Consider the following 18469-nt stretch of genomic DNA (forward strand, 5'->3'; position numbering starts at 1 on the left):
CTACCTGCTGCCAACGCGCCCGCCGGATCCTGGGTCCGTCAAGGCAGGAGGCGCTGCAGGGTGCGCACCGCCGTCCCGACCAACCGACTATCAAACAGCCTGGGGGAAAAATAGGCTCCTGCCGCCCGCTTGGACAGTTCATTGAGGGTGGGGTAGGGCAGCACCACGCCCGCAACCGTCGAGAGCTTCGCCCCCGAGGCCAGCGCCATGGCCCAGAGGCCGATCATCTCACCTGCGTGCGGAGCCGCGATCGACACCCCCACCGGGCGCCCGCGCGCCACCATCAGCTTCACGAGCCCTTCGGTCGCGCCCTCGGCCTGGGCCCGGTCGCTGCCCGAGACGGGCACGCGCAGCACCTCGAGCCGCGACCCATGCCGTTCGCGCGCCTCGGCCTCGGTCAGCCCGATCTGCGCCAGCTCGGGCTCGGTGTAGGTGACATGCGGGATCAGCGCCGTCGCTTTCGAGGGCAGCCCGAACAGGATCGAGCGGATCACGACCGAAGCATGGTATCCGGCCAGATGGGTGAACTGCGGCCCGCCCGCGGCATCCCCCACCGCATAGATGCGCCGGTTCGACGTCCGCAGGTCGGGGCCGACCTTCACGCCCTTCTCGGTCACCTCGACCCCCGCCGCGGCCGGATCGAGCCTTTCCAGCGCCGGCCGACGTCCGGCCGCCACCAGCAGGTGAGAGCCCACGATCCGCCGGTCTCCGGCCGTCACCGCAATCCCTTCCGGGCAGGGATCGACCGCCGAGGCCGGGGCACCCTCAAGGATCTCGACACCCTCGGCCCGCAGCCGCCCGAGGACGATGGCGGACAGCTCCGGGTCGTCCTTGGGCAACGCCTTGTGCCCCGCGATCACCGCCACCCGGACCCCGAGGCGGCGATGCGCCTGTGCCATCTCGATGCCCACCGGGCCGCCGCCGATGATGACAAGATGCTCCGGCCGTTCACGAAGCGCGAAAATCGTCTCGTTCGTCAGCACCTCCACCCGGTCGATGCCCGGAAGGGATGGCGCGACGGGGCGTGAGCCGGTGGCGATCACGAAGCGCCGCGCCGTGACGATCCGCTCGCCCACGCGCAACTCGGAGGGCGAGATGAACCGGCCCCAGTCGCGCAGGACGCGCACCCCCAGCCTCTCGAACCGCTCCTGGCTGTCGTGAGGCGCGATGGCGGCGATCGTGCGGGCCACATGATCCTTCACGGCGGCAAAATCGATCTCGGGCTCGACCGGGCGGATGCCGAGGGGCCCGGCGGTCCGCATCGCCTGCGCGGCCTTGCCCGCGGCCAGCAGCGCCTTCGAGGGCACGCAGCCCGCGTTCAGGCAGTCGCCCCCCATCTCGCCCGCCTCGACCAGCACGACCCGCGCGCCCATCTGCGCCGCCCCGGCCGCCACCGACAACCCGCCCGAGCCCGCGCCGATCACGCAGAGATCCGTCTCGATCCGCTCCATCACCGCCCCTTCGCTGCCAGTCTGAGCACGATAGGCAGCGCCGAGAGTGCGGCAAGGCCCAGAAGCGGCCCAAGCACCTGCGGTGTGAAGATGATGCCCAGATCCGGCGCTTCTCCGCGCGCCAGAACCGCCCCGAGGCCGGTGCCGACCGACGTATAGACCAGCGCCCCCGGCAGGATGCCCAGCACGGTCGATATGGCAAAGCGGTGCAGCGGCACGTTCAGGAAGGCGGGCAGCAGGTTGGCCACGAAGAAGGGCACGACAGGCACCAGCCGCATGAGGAACAGCACCGACCATTCGCTGTCCTTCAGCCCCGCCTGAAGCCGCGCCACCGCCCCGCCCTGCGCGGCGATCCGTGCCGCGACGCTCGCGCCGAGACCCGCGCGCGCGGCGAGGAACAGAAGCACCGCTCCGGCCGAGGCCGCCGCGACATTGTAGAGCACCCCGGGAAAGAGGCCGAACAGGAAACCTCCGGTCAGCGTGCAGATCAGCGCCCCCGGCAGGCTGAACATGACGATGGCCATGTAGGCCGCCATGAAGGTCAGGACCGCCGCCGCATGGTGGTCGTCGCGGAAGGCCAGCAGCGTCTCGCGGTGCTGCGCCAGAGCCTCGAACGACAGCCGGTCATGCAGCAGGATCGCGCCTCCGGCGGCTACGACGAGGATCATCAGGATGGGCAGGCGGCGGGCAAGGGCGGGGGATCGGCTGAGGGACAAGGGCGGCTCCTGACGGGTCGCCCACAAGATGGGGCCGACGGGGGCCGGCGGCCAGTGTCACCGCGGCCCGAGCCCGATTTTCTTGAAGCGGACGAATTGACTTGCGCCCGCGTCGCCACTAAGAGGCGGGCTTCAAAGGAACGTGGCCTGCGAATCCGCGGGGGTTCCGGCTGCATACCTAGGAGATCCGCGATGAAGCGCACTTTTCAACCGTCGAACCTGGTCCGTGCGCGTCGCCACGGCTTCCGCGCGCGTATGGCCACCAAGGGCGGCCGCCTCGTGCTGAACGCCCGCCGCGCCAAGGGCCGCAAGAAGCTCTCGGCCTGAGCGACCGCCCGGGCCCAGTGACATGACGCCGCCGGAGGCCGGAGGGACGTGCAGCGATGCCGCGCCCGCCGGATGTCCGGCGGCGTCGCCACATCCTGCCCCCGAGATCCTCAGAAAGCGCGCCGATTTCCTGCGTGCCGCACAGGCGCGACGTCAGGGAACGCCCGGCTTCCTGCTGCAGGCCCGGCGCCGCGAGGCGGACGGCGGCATCCGCGTGGGCTTCACCTGCTCGAAGAAAGTGGGCAACGCCGTCATGCGCAACCGCGCCAAGCGGCGGCTCCGCGCGCTGGCGCGCGAGCTGCTGACGACGAGGGGGCATCCGGGCTGGGATTACGTCCTCGTCGGCCGCCCGGGGGCTACGATCGAGCGTTCCTATGCCGCGCTGCTCGCCGATCTCGAACGGGCGCTGCGCCAGATCCACGGCGAGCGGGGATGAGCCCCCTTGCGCAGATCCTTGCGCTGCCGGTGCGGGCCTACCGCCTCCTCCTCAGCCCTTGGGTCGGCCACGGCTGCCGCTACCAGCCCACCTGCTCGGTCTATGCGCTCGAGGCGCTCGAGCGGCACGGGGCGGTGAAGGGCGGCTGGCTCGCCGCCCGCCGCATTCTGAGCTGTCATCCCTGGGGCGGATCGGGCTACGATCCCGTGCCGGGCGCCGATCCCGAACACGATCGTCGCCCCCGCGGCTGAGCGCCCCCATCCCGCCGGAGACCCCCATGCTCGACGATCAGGACGAGATCCATCCGCTGCTCGCCGGAGCCCCGCAGACGACCGAGTTCCGCAAACTGCGCAAGCGCATCGTGCGCGAGGTCCGCGAGGCGATCGAGACCTACGGCATGGTCGAACGCGGCACGCGCTGGCTCGTCTGCCTGTCGGGCGGAAAGGACAGCTACACGCTGCTCGCCGTTCTCCACGAACTGAAATGGCGCGGCCTGCTGCCGGTGGACCTGCTGGCCTGCAACCTCGACCAGGGCCAGCCGGGCTTTCCCGCCACCGTCCTGCCCGAGTTCCTGAGCCGGATGGGAGTCCCCCACCGCATCGAATATCAGGACACCTATTCCATCGTCGTGGACAAGATCCCGCAGGGGCGCACCTATTGCTCGCTCTGCTCGCGGCTCCGGCGCGGCAACCTCTACCGCATCGCGCGCGAGGAAGGCTGCTCGGCCGTGGTGCTTGGCCACCACCGCGACGACATCCTCGAGACCTTCTTCATGAACCTCTTCCACGGCGGGCGGCTGGCCACCATGCCGCCCAAGCTGGTCAACGAGGACGGCGACCTGTTCGTCTACCGTCCGCTCGCCTTCGTCGCCGAGGCCGACTGCGAGAAGTTTGCCCGCTCGATGAACTATCCGATCATCCCCTGCGATCTATGCGGCTCGCAGGAGGGGCTTCAGCGCCAGCAGGTCAAGCAGATCCTCGACGGGTGGGAGGCGCGTAGCCCCGGGCGGCGGCAGGTGATGTTCCGCGCCCTGATGAACGCGCGTCCCTCGCATCTGCTCGATCCGGGCCTGTTCGACTTCGCGGGGCTCGCGACGGGCACGGCGTCGGCCACAATCGGGGCGGAGCCGCCCCAACTTCGGGGCGAGGATTAACCTCCCGCTGAGACTCGTCTCCTATGGTGCGCAGTCGGGGCCTTCGGCCCGCTGCCACGGAAGGGGAATGCAAATGCAGGTCATGGGCGGATCGTCCGCGGCGTTCGTCCGCATCGGAAACCTGCTCCGCCGGCCCGAGCTTCTTGCCTTCCTCCCCGCCCTGACGCTTCTGGCCTACTGGCTGGGGGGCGAACGGTCCCTGGTGCTCATGGCCCTCGGCCTGCCGCTTCTCTACGCGGCGGGCGGCACGTTCCGCGACCGTGGCCCCTCCGCGGGCGAGGGGCTGGCGTTGCGTCCGCATGTCGTCGCCGCCCTCGACCGTGTATTGGGCGAACGCGCCTCGACCGGCCGGACGACGGCCTGTCTCGTGCTGCAGTTCGACGGGATGGAGAAACTACTCGACCGTCATGGACGCGCCGTGCAGTCCGAGATGCTCGCCCGCAGCGCCGAGCGTCTCTGCGGCGCGCTTCGTGAGGGCGATGTGGTGGCCCGGCTCGAGGGCGGCGGGCTTGCCGTCGCGCTCTATCCCGTGCGGCGGCTGGATCTCGAGACGCTGGTGCGGCTGGCAAGCCGGCTCCAGTCGGCACTGGCGGCGCCGATCAGCATCGATGGATCGCGGCTCTATGTGACCTGTTCGATCGGCTTTTCCCTGCCCGGGCAGACGGAGACCGCTTCGGGCAAGGCGCTTCTCGACGCCGCACAGGTTGCGGCCGACGAAGCCGTGCGCAACGGCCCCGGCGCCGTGCGGGCCTTCGCACCGGGAATGGCCCGCAAGCGCGCGGACCGTGACGCCTTTCGTGAGGTGCTCGAAGCCGCGCTCGACGGCGGCCAGATCCGGGCATGGTTCCAGCCCCAGATCCGCGCGGCCGATGGCGGCATCGGCGGTTTCGAGGTGCTGGCGCGCTGGCAGCACCCCGAGCGGGGACTGATCCTGCCGGGCGAGTTCCTTCCCGCCGTCGAGGAGGCGGGCCTGTCCGAGCGTCTGGGCGAGGTCATGCTGTTTCAGGCCTTCTCGGCGCTTCGCCAGTGGGACCGCGACGGTCTGCAGGTGCCGAGCGTGGCCGTGAACTTCTCCGCCTCCGAACTGCGCAATCCGCGGCTCGTCGAGCGGCTGAAGTGGGAGATCGACCGATTCGACCTGCTCCCGTCGCGGCTGTCGGTCGAGATCCTCGAGACCGTGGTGGCCGAAGGCGCAAGCGATGTGGTCGTTCACAACATCGCGGGCCTCGCGACCCTCGGCTGCGGCATCGATCTCGACGATTTCGGGACCGGGCACGCCTCGATCACCACCATCCGACGGTTCGCCCTCCGCCGGCTCAAGATCGACCGAAGCTTCGTGACCCGCGCCGATACCGACAGCAACCAGCGCACGATGCTCGCCGCGATCATTTCCATGGCCACGCAACTCGGGCTGGAGACGCTGGCCGAAGGTGTGGAAACGCCCGGAGAACTGGCCACCCTCACCCGCCTCGGCTGCGGCCATCTGCAGGGCTACGGGATCGCGCAGCCCATGCCCCTCGCGGGGGCAAGCGATTGGCTGCTCGCCCGAAAGGAGCTTTTCCGCCCCGGTGCGCGGGCCGGATCGTGAGGTTTCGCATGCGGACAGCCAGCCAGGGGCGAGGCGATCCACCGCGGCCGCGAGGGGAAAACTGCTTGACCTTTGCAGCCCCCTTCTGTTGAACGACCGCACCCCTGAACAGGAACCGCGTGTCTTTCATGGACGATCAGAACAAGAACCTCATCCTGGCGACCGGACTCAGCTTCCTCGTGATCATGGTCTGGTTCTTCCTGTTCCCGCCTCCCGAGGCGGTGACGCAGGACGAGCCCACCGTCGCGACGCAGGAAACGGCGCTGGCTCCTTCGGCCACGCCGGATGCGCCCATGACCGCGGTGCCGCCCGACGCGGAACTGCCCGAGACGCGGCGTGTCGCGATCGACACGCCGCGGCTGCAGGGCTCGATCTCGATGCTGGGCGGGCGGCTCGACGACCTTTCGCTCAAGTCGTACCACGAGACGCTGGACCCCGGCTCGCAGATCGTCCGCCTGCTCTCGCCGGTGGGCGAACCGAACGCCTACTATGCGCTCTACGGCTGGACCCCGGCGGGTGCGCTCGACTACGAGGATGTGCCCGGCGCCAACACGACCTGGACCCAAGTCGGCGGCTCGACCCTCGGCGTGGACCAGCCGGTCACGCTGGAGTGGGACAATGGCCAGGGTCTCGTGTTCACGCGGACGATCTCGGTCGATGACCACTACATGTTCACCATCTCGCAGACGGTCGAGAACAGGACGGGCGAGGCTGTCCGCCTCGCGCCCTACGGGATCGTCGCGCGCCACGGCAAGCCGCTGAACCTGCAGAATTTCTTCGTGCTGCACGAGGGTGCCGTGGGCCGCGCCGACGGCAAGCTCACCGAGACCAAGTACGACGACATCGCCGAGTTGCCGCAGGTTGCGCGCGAAGGGGCGCTGGCCGAGGTGGTCGAGGCGCAGCAGGACGGCTGGATCGGCTTCACCGACAAGTACTGGATGACGACGCTGATCCCGCAGCAGGGCCAGCCCTTCAGCAGCGTGACCAAGTACGTTCCGGGCGCCGACATCTACCAGGCCGAAACCCGTGAGCAGCTGGTCACCGTGGCACCCGGCGGCACGGCGGAAGTCAGCTCGCGCCTCTTTGCCGGCGCCAAGGAATGGGAAGCCATCCGCGCCTACCAGAACGAAGGCGCGATCGAGCCGACCGAGGGCGCCGAGCCGATCCCGGGCTTCATCGACTCGATCGACTGGGGCTGGTTCTTCTTCCTGACCAAGCCGATCTTTGCGGTGCTGCACTGGCTGAACCAGATGATCGGCAACATGGGTCTGGCCATCATCGCCCTGACCTTCCTGCTCAAGGCGCTCGTCCTGCCGCTGGCCTACAAGTCCTACGTCTCGATGGCGCGGATGAAGGAGCTGCAGCCCGAGCTCGAGGCGCTCCGCGAGCGCGCGGGCGAGGACAAGATGCTCATGCAGCGCGAGATGATGCGGCTCTACAAGGAAAAGCAGGTCAACCCCGCCGCGGGCTGCCTGCCGATCCTGATCCAGATCCCGATATTCTTCTCGCTCTACAAGGTGATCTTCGTCACGATCGAACTGCGCCACGCGCCCTTCTTCGGCTGGCTCAAGGACCTGTCGGCGCCCGACCCGTCCTCGATCTTCAACTTCTTCGGCCTGGCCCCCTGGGCGGCGCCGGCGCCCGGCTCGACCATGGCGCTGATCTTCATCGGGATCCTGCCGATCCTGCTCGGGATCTCGATGTGGCTTCAGCAGAAGCTGAACCCCGCACCCACCGACAAGGCGCAGGCGATGATCTTTGCCTGGATGCCGTGGGTGTTCATGTTCATGCTCGGCCACTTCGCCTCGGGCCTGGTGCTTTACTGGATCGTCAACAACGTGATCACCTTCTCGCAGCAGTATGTGATCATGCGCAGCCACGGCCACCACCCGGACCTGTTCGGCAACATCAAGGCCGGTTTCAGCCGCAAGTCGGCCGCGCAGGGCGCCGGCAAGGCTGCGAACGACAGCCGTCCGCCCGCGGCGAAGAAGCGGAAACCATGACGGCGCGGCTTCGCCACATCTGCCGTCACCCGATCAAGGCCCACGGACGCGAGGAACTCGCGTCCGTTCTGCTTTCGCCGGGCGCCTGCCTGCCGTGGGACCGTCACTGGGCGGTCGCACACGAGGCGGCGCGCCTGTCCGACGGATGGTCGGCCTGCCAGAACTTCACCCGCGGCGCGAAGGCGCCCGGTCTGATGGCCATCACCGCCGCGCTGGACGAGGCCACGGCCACCGTCCGGCTCTCGCACCCTGACCTCGGCCCCTTCGCCTTCCGGCCCGACGATCCGCAGGCGACGCCCGGCTTCCTCGACTGGGTGGCCCCGCTGATGCCCGAAGGCCGCCCTCGGCCCGCGCGTGTCGTCTCAGCCGACCGAGGCATGACCGACAGCGACTTTCCCTCGATCTCGATCCTCTCGCTCTCGAGCCTGGAAGAGCTGTCCGCCCGGATGGGCCAGCCCCTGTCGATCCATCGCTGGCGCGGCAACCTCTGGGTCGAGGGATGGAAGCCCTGGGCCGAGTTCGACCTGATCGGGCGTGAGATCCGCGTGGGCGCCGCCCTCCTGCGCGTCGAGGAGCGGATCACCCGCTGCCGCGCCACCATGGCCGACCCCGAGACCGGCGTGGTCGATGCCGACACGCTCGGCGCGCTTCAGGCGCACTACGGCCACCGCGACTTCGGCATCTACGCAACCGTCCTCGAGGGCGGCCCCCTGACCATCGGCGACGAGGTGAGATCGTGACGTACCTGCCTTTCCCCCTCACCCCCGAGCCCGACGAGGCGAGCCGCGAGGCGGGCCGGCTGCTCTTCGCGGGCCCCTGCGACTTCGTCAAGGGCGTGACCACGATGGAAGCCCTGCCGCCCGCCGATCGGATCGAGGTCTGCTTCGCGGGCCGCTCGAACGTCGGCAAGTCGAGCCTGATCAACGCGCTGACCGGACGCAAGGCGCTGGCGCGCGCCTCGAACACGCCGGGCCGGACGCAGGAGATCAACTATTTCGCGCTCGGCCCCAGCCGCTACCTCGTGGACCTGCCGGGCTACGGCTATGCCGAAGCCCCAAAGCCGATCGTCGAACGCTGGCAGCGGCTGCTCAAGGGCTACCTCGCCGGCCGCCAGACGCTGCGTCGCGCCTTCGTGCTGATCGACACGCGCCACGGGATCAAGTCTGTCGATGAAGAGATCCTGAACCTTCTCGACCGCTCGGCCGTGACCTTCCAGGTGGTGATGACCAAGGCCGACAAGGTCAGCCAGGCCGAACGCGAGGCGGTGCTCGGGCAGGTGCGGGGCGCGCTGAAGAAGCACCCCGCCGCCTACCCCGAGCTGGTGATGACCAGTTCCGAAAAGGGCCTCGGGATCGATACCCTGCGGGCGATCATCGCCACGCTGACCTGACCCTCAGACGTGCTGGGCGCCGTTGACCTCGATCTCGGCGCCCGAGATGTAGCTCGACTGGTCCGAGCAGAGGAACCAGATCAGGTCCGCCACCTCGCTCGGCTGGCCAAGCCGCTGGAGCGGCAGCTTCTCGACGATCTTGTCGGTTCCGGGCGAAAGGATCGAGGTCTCGACCTCGCCCGGTGCGATGGCGTTCACCCGCACGCCCAGCGGGCCGAAATCATGCGCCATCTCGCGCGTCAGCGCCGCAAGCGCCGCCTTCGAGGTGGCGTAGGCCGCCCCCGCGAACGGATGCACCCGGCTGCCGGCGATCGAGGTCACGTTGACGATCGACCCCTTGCCGGCTGTCAACTCGGCCTGCAGCCCACGCGCGAGCACGACACAGGCGAAGAAGTTGACGTGGAACACCTGCCCCCAGGTGCGCAGGTCGGTGGTGATCGTGCTCAGCCGCTCGCCCTTCGGCCCCTTGGGCGAAACGCCCGCGTTGTTCACCAGCGCATGAAGCTTGCCGTCGATCTTGCCCTTGATCGCCTCGATCGCCGCAATGGTCATCTCGGGGCTCGCAAGATCGACCCGGATGTGATTCTCCTCGCCCCCCGGCCAGGGGCAGCGCGGATCGAACGGCTGGCGCGAGCAGGTCAGCACCCGCCATCCCTCGCGCGAGAATCGCTTTACCGTCGCATGTCCAATGCCGCGGCTGGCGCCGGTCAGCACCATCGTCTTCTGTTCGCCCATTGCCCGGTCCCCTTTTCGGCGAAGCTACGCGAGCGGGGCGCTTTTGCAAGGCGCCGCCGCTTGGCAGTGTCGCGCAAAGCCGTTACCACGTCCGCAATCCCCACAACCGCCCGAGGATGAGGCATCCGCCATGACGCGAGACCCTGTCGCCACCGCCCGCACCCTGTCGGAGGCCCTGCCCTATCTGCAACGCTATGCGGGCGCTGTCGTGGTGGTGAAGTTCGGCGGCAACGCCATGGGCGACGAGGCCGCGATGGCCGAATTTGCACGCGACATCGTGCTGATGCGGCAGGTGGGGGTGAACCCCGTCGTCGTCCACGGCGGAGGCCCCATGATCAACGAGCTTCTGGGCAAGCTCGGCATCAAGTCGGAGTTCGTGCGCGGCAAGCGGGTCACCGACAAGGCCACCGTCGAGGTGGTCGAGATGGTGCTCTCGGGTCTCGTGAACAAGCGGATCGTGCAGGCGATCAACGACCAGGGCGGGCGCGCCGTGGGCATCTCGGGCAAGGACGACGACCTGATGGTCTGCGTGGCCGACGACCCCGATCTGGGCTTCGTGGGCAAGCCGGTCGAGATGAACGTGCAGGTCCTGCGCGACCTCTACAATGCCGGGATCATCCCGGTGGTGGCCCCCGTGGCGACCGGCATGGCCGACAACGAGACCTTCAACGTCAACGGCGACACGGCCGCGGGCGCCATCGCCGGCGCGCTTCAGGCCGACCGGCTGCTCCTTCTGACCGATGTGGCCGGCGTGAAGGACGCCAGCGGCCAGGTGCTGAGCCAGCTCACCCCGAGCCAGGTGCGCGAGATGGTGGCGAACGGCACGATTTCGGGCGGCATGATCCCCAAGACCGAGACCGCGCTTGCGGCCCTCGACGCGGGCGTGCGCGCCGTGGTGATCCTCGACGGGCGCATCCCCAACGCCTGCCTGATCGAGATCTTCACCGACGAGGGGGCGGGCACGATCATCCGCTCGACCGAGCCGCGGATCAAGCCGCGCATCCGCTGATGCTGGCGCGGATCGGGGCGCGGGCCGCCGACCATGCCCTCGCGATCCTGGGCGGATTTGCGGCAGAGCCCGGCGACGGCCTGCCCGAGGGCACTGGCAGCCTGATCCTCCTCGGCCCGCGCGAGCCGGGCTTCTGGGCCCACATGACCGCACAGCCCGAGTGGCTGGACGGCCGCCCCGACCCGATGGACCGCTGGTCGGCCCGCACGATCACCGCCCTGGCCGCCGAGTTGGGCGCGACCGCGCTCTTTCCCTTCGGAGGACCGCCCTGGTGGCCCTTCTACGCATGGGCCCTGCGCACCGGGCGCGCCTTTGCCTCGCCGGTGCGGCTGATCGTCCATGACGAGGCCGGGCTCTTCTTCTCCTGCCGCGGTGCGCTCGCGCTTCGTGAACGGCTGGAGCCCACGGCCGGGGTCTCTCCCTGCGCCAGTTGCGCCAACCAGCCCTGCCTCTCGGCCTGCCCCGCCGGGGCGCTCGGGGCCGAGGGCTACGACGTGCCGGCCTGCCATGCCTTCCTCGACCGTCCCGAGGGCGCCCCGTGCCTCGAGCGCGGCTGCGCGGTTCGCCGCGCTTGCCCCCGCTCGCAAGCCCATGCAAGGATGGAGACGCAATCCGCCTACCACATGAGGCAGTTCCACCGATGACCAAGCGCCTGATCCTGATCCGCCATGCGAAATCGGCCTGGGACGATCCGCTGATCCCGGACCACGACCGTCCGCTCAATCCCAGGGGCGAGGGCGCGGCGCGCGACCTCGGCCAGTGGCTTGCCTCCCGCGGCTACCTGCCGGGCGAGGTGCTCTGCTCGGACGCGCTGCGCACCCGCGCCACATGGGACGGCATCGCCCCCTTCCTGCCGAACGCGCCCGCGCCGGTGCTGAAACCCGCTCTCTACCATGCCGGCTCGGACGTCATGCTCGCCGTCCTGCGCCATGCGACCGCCGACACGGTCTGTATCCTCGGCCACAACCCCGGCATCGCGGAGTTTGCGCACCGGCTGGTCAAGCATCCGCCCCTCAGCACCGAGTTCCAGAAATATCCGACCGGCGCCACGCTCGTGGCCGATTTCGGCGACATCGCCTGGGCCGACGCAGGCTACGGCATGGCCGAGCCCGCCGATTTCATCGTGCCGCGCGAACTGGTGGGCTGAGCGCCCGCCCTTTCACTCTGTCCAAATATCCTCGGGGGAGCCGCCCCGCAGGGGCGGCCGGGGGCAGACAGCCCCCGGACCACGCCGGAAGCCGGCCGCGCCGCCAGCCGGCCGGAGCACTACCAGCGCCGCAGCGCCGCCTCGTCCGCGTCCTTCGCCGCCACCCAGTCGGCGCTGTCGGCCGTCACTTCCTTCTTCCAGAAGGGCGCGCGCGACTTGAGGTAGTCCATCAGGAACTCGGCGGCCGCGAACGCCTCTGCCCGGTGGGCGGCAGCGGTTGCCACCATCATGATCGGCTCGCCCGGCCCGAGACGCCCGTGCCGATGTATCACCAGCGCATCGACGAGGTGCCACCGCTCCACCGCCTCCGAGGCGATGGCCGCGATCGCCCGCTCGGTCATGCCGGGATAATGCTCGATCTCCATCGCCTGCAACCGGCCTGACAGGTCGCGCACGAGGCCGGTGAAGGTCACCACGGCCCCGGCGCCTCCGGCGGCCGCGGAAAAGGCCGCGGCCTCGGCGCCGAAGTCGAACGACGCGCCCTGGACGAGCACCCGCACCTCAGCCCCCCGTCATGGGCGGGAAGAAGGCCACCTCACGCACCCCGGCCAGCGGCGCGTCGAAATCCGCAAGCTCCTGGTCGAGGGCCACCCGCAGGCTCGAGAGATCGGCAAAGGCCAGCGCATAGCGGTCCTCGCGCGCGCGCAGCTCTTCGACCAGCTCGGCCACGGTGGCGGCCTCGGTCGCCAGCCGCTCGCGCGGCAGCCCGATCCGCTCGCGGACCCAGGCGAAATAGAGCAGGTCGATCATTTCTCGTCCTTCAGGTAGGGCAGCGCCTTCCTGAAATAGTCCCATCCGGTGACAAAGGTAAGGGCTGCCGCCAGCCAGATCAGTCCGAGCCCCACCCAGGTCGCGTAGGACGAGCAGCCGCGCATCCCGCAGCTGCGGATCGGATCGGCCAGTCCCGCGCTGACCGCCTGGGCATATTGCTCCCACGTCATGCCGCGGCGGGCGATGCCTTCGAGATGCTCGAGCCCCGTTCCGAGGAACAGGATCGCGATGGCCACCATCTGCGCCGTCGTCTTCCACTTGGCGAGGTTCGTCACCTTGAGAAGGCTCGCCTTCGCGCCCAGAAACTCTCGCAGGCCCGACACGAAGACCTCGCGGAAGAGGATCACGGTGACGGGCAGGATCAGCCAGGGGTTCATGCCGGAATAGCCGGTGATGATCACCAGCGCGATGACCACCATCGCCTTGTCGGCGATCGGATCGAGCATGGCGCCGAACTTCGATTCCTGTTTCCAGAGCCGGGCGAGGTAGCCGTCGAAGAAGTCGGTCACCGCCGCCAGGATGAAGAGGGCCAGCGCGAACCAGTCAGCCCAGGGGCGATGAAAATAGAGGAACATCACCGCCACGCCGGGCGCGGCCAGCAGGCGCAGAACGGTAAGGATATTCGGGATCGACCAGTTCATGCCGCAGGTCTAGCCATTCGCCGCCGCGGGGGGAAGAGGCTTGGGCAGTGGCGCCCCGCCTCATGTGCCCCCGAAAGCGCCTCAGGCCCCATGAAAATGGTCATGGATGGTCTGGGCAAGGGTCTCCGAAATCCCCTCGACCGCGCAGAGATCCGGCAAACCGGCCCGCGAGACCGCCTTGGCCGAGCCGAAATGCGCCAGGAGCGCGCGTTTGCGCGCCGCGCCCACGCCGGGGATCTCGTCGAGCGGTGTCGCGCTGACGGCCTTGGCCCGTTTCGCGCGATGCGCGCCGATCGCCCAGCGGTGCGCCTCGTCCCGCAGGCGCTGGACGAAATACAGGACCGGATCGTTCATCCGCAACGCGAAGGGAGGCTCCCCGGGGCGGTGAAACTCTTCCTTGCCGGCGTCGCGGTCGATGCCCTTGGCCACGCCGATGAAGGGGATGTCGTCCACGCCCAGCTCCTGCAGGATCTCCTGCACGGCCGAAACCTGCCCCGCGCCGCCGTCGATCAGCAGAAGGTCGGGCCAGGAGTCGGACTTGCGCTCGGGGTCTTCCTTCAGCAGGCGCTCGAACCGGCGGGTCAGCACTTCCTTCATCATGCCGAAGTCGTCGCCCTGCGCGCCGGCCGCGCCGCGGATGTTGAACTTGCGATACTGGCTTTTCAGGAAGCCCTCGGGTCCGGCCACGATCATGCCGCCGACGGCGTTGGTGCCCTGGATGTGCGAGTTGTCATAGACCTCGATCCGGCACGGCGGGGCATCGAGGTCGAAGGCCTCGGCCAGCCCCGCCAGCAGCTTGTTCTGCGTGGCGCTCTCGGCCATCCGCCGCGCGAGGCTTTCGCGCGCGTTGCGGGCCGCATTCTCGACCAGCTCGGCCTTTTCGCCCCGCTGCGGCACGCCCAGCGTCACCTTGCGCCCGGCACGCTGCGACAGAAGCTGCGCCACCAGGTCGGGGTTGTCCACCGGATGCGAGAGGAGGATCATCCGCGGCGGCTCCTTGTCGTCGTAGAACTGCGCGAGGAAGGCCTCGAGGATCTCGGGCTCTTCCGCCCCCGCGCCGGTGCGGGGGTAGAAGTCGCGGTTGCCCCAGCTCTGGTTGGCGCGGATGAAGAAGACCTGCACGCAGGCCTGCCCGCCCTCGAGGTGGACGGCGATCACATCCGCCTCGGCCACGCCCCGCGGGTTGATGCCTTGCGAGGACTGCACCTGGGTCAGCGCCTTGATCCGGTCGCGCAGCGCCGCCGCCCGCTCGAACTCCATCGCCTCCGAAGCCGCGCGCATCTGTTCGGCGAGGTTGGACTGCACCTTCGTCGTCCGCCCCTGCAGGAACCGCTCGGCGTCGCCGATCATCCCGGCATAGTCCTCGGGCGTGATCCGGCCCACGCAGGGCGCCGAGCAGCGCTTGATCTGGTAGAGGAGGCAGGGCCGCGTGCGGCTGTCGAAGGTCGCGTCCGAGCAGGTGCGCAGCAGGAACACCCGCTGAAGCTGGTTCAAGGTGCGGTTGACGGCCCCGGCGCTTGCGAAGGGGCCGAAGTAGCTGCCCTTCTCGGACTTCTTGCCCCGGTGCTTCTTGAGCATCGGAAAGGCGTGGTCCTTGGCGATCAGGATGTTCGGAAAGCTCTTGTCGTCGCGCAACAGCACGTTGTAGCGCGGCTTGAGCTGCTTGATGAGGTTCTGCTCGAGGAGGAGGGCCTCGGTCTCCGTCCTCGTTGTGAGGAACATCATGCTCGCGGTCTCACGGATCATCCGGGCGATCCGGCCCGAATGTCCCGAGGGACGGGCGTAGTTCGACACTCTCGCCCGAAGGTTGCGGGCCTTGCCTACATAGAGGACCTGGCTCTGCGCATCGAGCATCCGGTAGACGCCGGGCGAGCCGTCCAGCGTCCGCAGGTAGCCCTGGATCACCGCATGTCCGGTCGGCACGGTGTGGCCTTCCGTATCGTCATCCTGCACGTCCGACTCCGTCCTTGTCACGCGTTCACGATTCCTGCCGACCGCTGCAACGATAGCGACCCGGCCACAAGAGAAAAGCTGTCCACCGTTTCTGTGGATAAGTCTGAGGGAAACCTCTTGGCAGCGCGGATTTTCCCTTGTCTCGTGGCAGTTTCGCCCATTTGCGCAAAAATTGTGCGGGTTCTCAAGGCTCTGATACAACGCGATAATTTTTATCTCGTCATCACAAAGTCATGAAAGCTCAGGGATTTTCACATGGCCAATACATGAAAATGCATGAAGTGGACAACTTCGGAGAGAGCGCCTAGTCCCCAGGGGTGCAAGCCCCCTTCGGGCCGAGGTGTTGACCGGCATCAATGCAGATCATCTGGCCCGTCACGGCAGGGGCATCGAGGAGAAATCCAAGCGCGGCGGTGATATCCGAGGGATTCGCCCCCCGGCCAAGAACGGTGCTTGCGCGCTCGGCCGCAAAGTCGGCGGCGCTCTGGTGGGCGCCCTGAAGCGTGGGCCCCGGGCCGATGCCATTGACCCGCACGCGGGGCGCCAGTTCCTGCGCGGCAAGGCGGGTGAGGGTCCAGAGCCCGACCTTCGCTAGCGTGTAGGTTGCGAAGTCGGGCGTCGGATGCAGCACGCGCTGGTCGATCATGTTGACAACCAGCGCCTGCGAAAGAGGCTCACCTTGAGAATCCTTGACCGGATCGGGGGCCTGCGCGGCGAATTGCTGGATCAGCACGAAGGGCGCCCGCAGGTTCGACTCCATGTGCCGGTCCCAGCTCTCGCGCGTCGCGCCCCCGATCGTGTCGCGCTCGAAGATCGAGGCGTTGTTGATCAGCAGGTCGAGCGGCCCGCCCAGTGCCTCGGCCGCCCGCGGAACGAGGCTCGCTGTCTGGGCCTCGACCAGAAGATCGGCCTGCAGGCAGGCCCCCCGCCGGCCTCGCGCCCGGATCTCGCACACGACCTCTTCCGCCTCGTCGGCCGATCCCGAGTAATGCACCGCAACATCATGGCCGCGCGCCGCGAGCCAGAGTGCCATCTCGCGCCCGAGTCGCCGGGCGGCGCCCGTCACAAGCGCCCGCATCAGCCCCGACCCTTTCGGCAGGAACACTCCTCCTTGCCAAGGATGTAGCGCCCGCAATGGCCGCAGATCGTGGGTGGCGCGACACGGGCGCTCTTCCGGCCGATCCGGGGAAAGCGGAAGCGGCCGATCAGCGCGACGGCCGCCATCCCGATCAGGAAGAGGGTGACGATCTTGACCAGCATCAGAGACCGTATCGCGCCCAGAGACTGCGGTCCTCGATCTCGGACAGGACATGCCCGAAGAGGTTCATCCCCAGCCGCTGCAGCAGCGGCCGCCGCTGGCCATAGGGCACGAGCCGCACCTTCTCGCCGTAGATCTCCTGCATCTTGGGCACGAGATGGGCCACGCCATCGGCCAGACCCAGCCGCACCGCCTGCTGGCCCGTCCAGATGTCGGCGTTGAAGAGATCCGCCGACTCGTCCAGCCGCGCCCCGCGGTTGCGCTTCACATGGTCGATGAAGGCGCGATGGATCGGCTCCTGCAGGGCCTTCAGCCGCTCGATGTCCTCGGCCTTTTCCGGCAGGAACGGGTCGGCCAGCGATTTGGAGCGCCCGGCCGTGTGGACGCGCCGCTCGATCCCGTTCCGCGTCATGAAGTCGTGGAAGCCGAAGCTGGCGAAGATCACCCCGATCGAGCCGACGATCGAGCTTTCGTCCACCCAGATCTCGTCGCCCGCGCAGGCCAGCCAGTAGCCGCCCGAGGCCGCCACATCCTCGACGAAGGCATGCACGCGCACCTCATGCTCTTCGGCAAGGCGGCGGATGCGGGCGGCGATGAGGCTCGACTGAACCGGCGAGCCGCCGGGCGAGTTGATGACCAGCGCCACGCCTGCCGGCTTGCCGCGCCGGAAGGCCTTCTCGATCAAGGAGGCAAGGCCCTGATCGGACAGGCCGCCGCGCGGGCCCGTCGCGATCACACCCTGAAGCCGGATCACCGGGACAACCGGGTCCTTCCTGATGAACGGTATATACTGTTTCATCCGCCCGATGTAGGCCGAGGCCCGGCGCGGAACAAGAAGAGAGCCGCAGCACTTCCGGCAAATCTTGCCGGCGGATCGACCGGACGGCGATCCGGCAGGCGAGGCCGGGGGGAGAAGAGCGCGTGATCGACAAGCTGGAGATGTTCATCGCCCTCGCGCGTGAGCGGCACTTCGGGCGCGCGGCCGAGGCTTGCCGGGTCACGCAGCCCACGCTGTCCTCGGCGATCCGTCAGCTCGAGGACCAGCTGGGGGTGCAACTGGTCTTTCGCGGCTCGCGCTTTCAGGGCCTGACGCCCGAAGGGGCGCGCGTGCTGGACTGGGCGCGCCGGATCGTGGGCGACGTGCGGGCCTTGCGCGACGAGATGCGCGCGGTGCGGTCGGGCCTGTCGGGCAACCTGCGGATCGGCGTGATCCCGACCGCCGTGCCGATGGTCGCCGACCTCACCGCGCCCTTCCTCGAGCGCCATCCCGGTGTGCATGTCCGCATCCTGTCGCGCACCTCGTCCGAGATCCTTGCGGGGATCGAGAGCCTCGAGTTCGATGCGGGCATCACCTATCTCGACAATGAGCCCCTGGGCCGGGTCACGCAGATACCCCTCTATGCCGAGAGCTACCGCCTCGTCTGCACCCCCGACTTCCCGTTGCCTGCGGGCGACAGCATCGGCTGGGACGATGTCGCGCGCCTGCCGCTCTGCCTGCTGACCGCCGACATGCAGAACCGGCGCATCGTGAACCAGCATCTCGCGGGCACCGGCGCTCCGGCCACGTCTTCGGTCGAGTCGAACTCGCCCCTCGCGCTGATCTCGCATGTGATGACCGGGCGCTGGGCCAGCATCCTGCCGAAACAGCTGGCCGACCTCTTCGCCGCCGACGGTCGGCTGCGCGCCATCCCGATCGCGCAGCCCGAGGTCGAGCATCAGGTCGGCATCATCGCGCCCCACCGCGAGCCGCACACCCCCATCCTTGCCGCGCTGATCGACGCCGCCCGCCGACTGGCCGGGGGTTGATAGACTGCATCAATGGATCCACGGA

Annotated in this window: 22 protein-coding genes; 12 read left to right on the forward strand and 10 right to left on the reverse strand. The window is 68.7% G+C overall.

Going from position 1 to position 18469, the window contains the following annotated elements; translation table 11 throughout:
- Nucleotides 1–38 precede the first annotated feature (38 nt).
- Complete coding sequence (locus FG154_RS08235) at nucleotides 39–1451, reverse strand: dihydrolipoyl dehydrogenase family protein (RefSeq protein WP_145106458.1); 1413 nt, start codon at nucleotides 1449–1451, stop codon at nucleotides 39–41.
- Entirely contained in the window at nucleotides 1451–2119 is a 669-nt protein-coding gene (locus FG154_RS08240) for a TVP38/TMEM64 family protein (RefSeq protein ID WP_145106666.1), read from the reverse strand. The genes FG154_RS08235 and FG154_RS08240 overlap by 1 nt, the downstream gene beginning before the upstream one ends.
- A 240-nt stretch (nucleotides 2120–2359) precedes the next feature.
- Between FG154_RS08240 and rpmH the strand changes: the two genes are divergently transcribed.
- The 8 genes from rpmH (at nucleotide 2360) to yihA (ending at nucleotide 9064) form a co-directional block, all read left to right on the forward strand.
- Complete coding sequence (gene rpmH / locus FG154_RS08245; protein ID WP_002721419.1) at nucleotides 2360–2494, forward strand: 50S ribosomal protein L34; 135 nt, start codon at nucleotides 2360–2362, stop codon at nucleotides 2492–2494.
- 22 nt (nucleotides 2495–2516) lie between these two features.
- The gene (gene rnpA, locus FG154_RS08250) at nucleotides 2517–2930 is read left to right on the forward strand and encodes a ribonuclease P protein component (protein ID WP_145106460.1); all 414 of its coding nucleotides are present in this window, start codon (nucleotides 2517–2519) and stop codon (nucleotides 2928–2930) included.
- A complete protein-coding gene (gene yidD, locus FG154_RS08255; protein ID WP_145106462.1) occupies nucleotides 2927–3181 on the forward strand; it encodes a membrane protein insertion efficiency factor YidD in 255 nt (84 codons plus the stop codon). Before rnpA ends, yidD begins: the two co-directional genes overlap by 4 nt.
- 26 nt (nucleotides 3182–3207) lie before the next feature.
- Complete coding sequence (ttcA, locus tag FG154_RS08260; RefSeq protein ID WP_145106464.1) at nucleotides 3208–4083, forward strand: tRNA 2-thiocytidine(32) synthetase TtcA; 876 nt, start codon at nucleotides 3208–3210, stop codon at nucleotides 4081–4083.
- Between the two features lie 73 nt (nucleotides 4084–4156).
- Complete coding sequence (locus FG154_RS08265; protein ID WP_145106668.1) at nucleotides 4157–5671, forward strand: putative bifunctional diguanylate cyclase/phosphodiesterase; 1515 nt, start codon at nucleotides 4157–4159, stop codon at nucleotides 5669–5671.
- A 128-nt stretch (nucleotides 5672–5799) separates the two neighbouring features.
- The gene (gene yidC, locus FG154_RS08270) at nucleotides 5800–7674 is read left to right on the forward strand and encodes a membrane protein insertase YidC (RefSeq protein WP_145106467.1); all 1875 of its coding nucleotides are present in this window, start codon (nucleotides 5800–5802) and stop codon (nucleotides 7672–7674) included.
- A complete protein-coding gene (locus tag FG154_RS08275; protein ID WP_145106469.1) occupies nucleotides 7671–8414 on the forward strand; it encodes an MOSC domain-containing protein in 744 nt (247 codons plus the stop codon). Before yidC ends, FG154_RS08275 begins: the two co-directional genes overlap by 4 nt.
- Complete coding sequence (gene yihA / locus FG154_RS08280; protein ID WP_145106472.1) at nucleotides 8411–9064, forward strand: ribosome biogenesis GTP-binding protein YihA/YsxC; 654 nt, start codon at nucleotides 8411–8413, stop codon at nucleotides 9062–9064. The genes FG154_RS08275 and yihA overlap by 4 nt, the downstream gene beginning before the upstream one ends.
- Nucleotides 9065–9067: 3 nt before the next feature.
- Here the strand turns inward: yihA and FG154_RS08285 are convergent, their stop codons facing one another.
- Nucleotides 9068–9799 carry an SDR family oxidoreductase gene (locus tag FG154_RS08285; protein ID WP_145106474.1) on the reverse strand — a complete coding sequence of 244 codons (732 nt, stop codon included), beginning with the start codon at nucleotides 9797–9799 and terminating at the stop codon, nucleotides 9068–9070.
- Between the two features lie 130 nt (nucleotides 9800–9929).
- On the opposite strand from FG154_RS08285, the gene argB reads away from it, so the two are divergent.
- Genes argB through FG154_RS08300 form a run of 3 tightly spaced genes read left to right on the forward strand, consistent with a single transcriptional unit; the run spans nucleotide 9930 to nucleotide 11955 of the window.
- A complete protein-coding gene (argB, locus tag FG154_RS08290; RefSeq protein WP_145106476.1) occupies nucleotides 9930–10808 on the forward strand; it encodes an acetylglutamate kinase in 879 nt (292 codons plus the stop codon).
- Nucleotides 10808–11452, forward strand: a complete 645-nt coding sequence (locus FG154_RS08295; RefSeq protein ID WP_145106478.1) for a ferredoxin — start codon at nucleotides 10808–10810, stop codon at nucleotides 11450–11452. Before argB ends, FG154_RS08295 begins: the two co-directional genes overlap by 1 nt.
- Nucleotides 11449–11955, forward strand: coding sequence for a SixA phosphatase family protein (locus FG154_RS08300; RefSeq protein ID WP_145106480.1), 507 nt, complete (start codon nucleotides 11449–11451; stop codon nucleotides 11953–11955). Before FG154_RS08295 ends, FG154_RS08300 begins: the two co-directional genes overlap by 4 nt.
- 119 nt (nucleotides 11956–12074) lie before the next feature.
- Here FG154_RS08300 and FG154_RS08305 read toward each other — a convergent pair whose 3' ends face one another.
- From FG154_RS08305 to FG154_RS08340, 7 genes are all read right to left on the reverse strand, one after another.
- A complete protein-coding gene (locus FG154_RS08305) occupies nucleotides 12075–12515 on the reverse strand; it encodes a molybdenum cofactor biosynthesis protein MoaE (protein WP_145106483.1) in 441 nt (146 codons plus the stop codon).
- A gap of 1 nt (nucleotide 12516) precedes the next feature.
- Entirely contained in the window at nucleotides 12517–12765 is a 249-nt protein-coding gene (gene moaD, locus FG154_RS08310; protein WP_145106485.1) for a molybdopterin converting factor subunit 1, read from the reverse strand.
- Nucleotides 12762–13427: a CDP-diacylglycerol--glycerol-3-phosphate 3-phosphatidyltransferase gene (gene pgsA / locus FG154_RS08315; RefSeq protein ID WP_145106487.1), complete on the reverse strand. Its 666-nt coding sequence runs from the start codon at nucleotides 13425–13427 to the stop codon at nucleotides 12762–12764. The genes moaD and pgsA overlap by 4 nt, the downstream gene beginning before the upstream one ends.
- 81 nt (nucleotides 13428–13508) lie before the next feature.
- Complete coding sequence (gene uvrC / locus FG154_RS08320; protein ID WP_145106489.1) at nucleotides 13509–15380, reverse strand: excinuclease ABC subunit UvrC; 1872 nt, start codon at nucleotides 15378–15380, stop codon at nucleotides 13509–13511.
- A 304-nt stretch (nucleotides 15381–15684) separates the two neighbouring features.
- On the reverse strand, nucleotides 15685–16458 hold the full coding sequence (locus FG154_RS08330; RefSeq protein WP_145106491.1) for an SDR family oxidoreductase: 774 nt from the start codon (nucleotides 16456–16458) through the stop codon (nucleotides 15685–15687).
- Nucleotides 16458–16640 (reverse strand): hypothetical protein, encoded by a 183-nt coding sequence (locus FG154_RS08335; protein WP_145106494.1) that lies wholly within the window; start codon nucleotides 16638–16640, stop codon nucleotides 16458–16460. Before FG154_RS08335 ends, FG154_RS08330 begins: the two co-directional genes overlap by 1 nt.
- Nucleotides 16640–17437 (reverse strand): S49 family peptidase, encoded by a 798-nt coding sequence (locus FG154_RS08340; RefSeq protein ID WP_145106496.1) that lies wholly within the window; start codon nucleotides 17435–17437, stop codon nucleotides 16640–16642. The genes FG154_RS08335 and FG154_RS08340 overlap by 1 nt, the downstream gene beginning before the upstream one ends.
- A 122-nt stretch (nucleotides 17438–17559) precedes the next feature.
- Between FG154_RS08340 and FG154_RS08345 the strand changes: the two genes are divergently transcribed.
- The gene (locus FG154_RS08345) at nucleotides 17560–18444 is read left to right on the forward strand and encodes a LysR family transcriptional regulator (protein ID WP_145106498.1); all 885 of its coding nucleotides are present in this window, start codon (nucleotides 17560–17562) and stop codon (nucleotides 18442–18444) included.
- Nucleotides 18445–18469 lie beyond the last annotated feature (25 nt).

Origin of the sequence: Cereibacter sediminicola (assembly GCF_007668225.1) — a bacterium.
Classification (GTDB): Bacteria; Pseudomonadota; Alphaproteobacteria; order Rhodobacterales; family Rhodobacteraceae; genus Cereibacter_A; species Cereibacter_A azotoformans.

Bases quoted from the DNA above. Each gene is read 5' to 3' on its own strand.
- FG154_RS08275 (WP_145106469.1), top strand. From the start codon at position 7,671: ATGACGGCGCGGCTTCGCCACATCTGCCGTCACCCGATCAAGGCCCAC.
- rnpA (WP_145106460.1), top strand. From the start codon at position 2,517: ATGACGCCGCCGGAGGCCGGAGGGACGTGCAGCGATGCCGCGCCCGCC.
- pgsA (WP_145106487.1), bottom strand. From the start codon at position 13,427: ATGAACTGGTCGATCCCGAATATCCTTACCGTTCTGCGCCTGCTGGCC.
- FG154_RS08265 (WP_145106668.1), top strand. From the start codon at position 4,157: ATGCAGGTCATGGGCGGATCGTCCGCGGCGTTCGTCCGCATCGGAAAC.
- FG154_RS08295 (WP_145106478.1), top strand. From the start codon at position 10,808: ATGCTGGCGCGGATCGGGGCGCGGGCCGCCGACCATGCCCTCGCGATC.
- FG154_RS08340 (WP_145106496.1), bottom strand. From the start codon at position 17,437: ATGAAACAGTATATACCGTTCATCAGGAAGGACCCGGTTGTCCCGGTG.
- moaD (WP_145106485.1), bottom strand. From the start codon at position 12,765: ATGATCGACCTGCTCTATTTCGCCTGGGTCCGCGAGCGGATCGGGCTG.
- FG154_RS08235 (WP_145106458.1), bottom strand. From the start codon at position 1,451: ATGGAGCGGATCGAGACGGATCTCTGCGTGATCGGCGCGGGCTCGGGC.
- FG154_RS08330 (WP_145106491.1), bottom strand. From the start codon at position 16,458: ATGCGGGCGCTTGTGACGGGCGCCGCCCGGCGACTCGGGCGCGAGATG.
- ttcA (WP_145106464.1), top strand. From the start codon at position 3,208: ATGCTCGACGATCAGGACGAGATCCATCCGCTGCTCGCCGGAGCCCCG.
- yidD (WP_145106462.1), top strand. From the start codon at position 2,927: ATGAGCCCCCTTGCGCAGATCCTTGCGCTGCCGGTGCGGGCCTACCGC.
- argB (WP_145106476.1), top strand. From the start codon at position 9,930: ATGACGCGAGACCCTGTCGCCACCGCCCGCACCCTGTCGGAGGCCCTG.
- FG154_RS08335 (WP_145106494.1), bottom strand. From the start codon at position 16,640: ATGCTGGTCAAGATCGTCACCCTCTTCCTGATCGGGATGGCGGCCGTC.
- FG154_RS08285 (WP_145106474.1), bottom strand. From the start codon at position 9,799: ATGGGCGAACAGAAGACGATGGTGCTGACCGGCGCCAGCCGCGGCATT.
- rpmH (WP_002721419.1), top strand. From the start codon at position 2,360: ATGAAGCGCACTTTTCAACCGTCGAACCTGGTCCGTGCGCGTCGCCAC.
- FG154_RS08300 (WP_145106480.1), top strand. From the start codon at position 11,449: ATGACCAAGCGCCTGATCCTGATCCGCCATGCGAAATCGGCCTGGGAC.
- FG154_RS08240 (WP_145106666.1), bottom strand. From the start codon at position 2,119: ATGATCCTCGTCGTAGCCGCCGGAGGCGCGATCCTGCTGCATGACCGG.
- yidC (WP_145106467.1), top strand. From the start codon at position 5,800: ATGGACGATCAGAACAAGAACCTCATCCTGGCGACCGGACTCAGCTTC.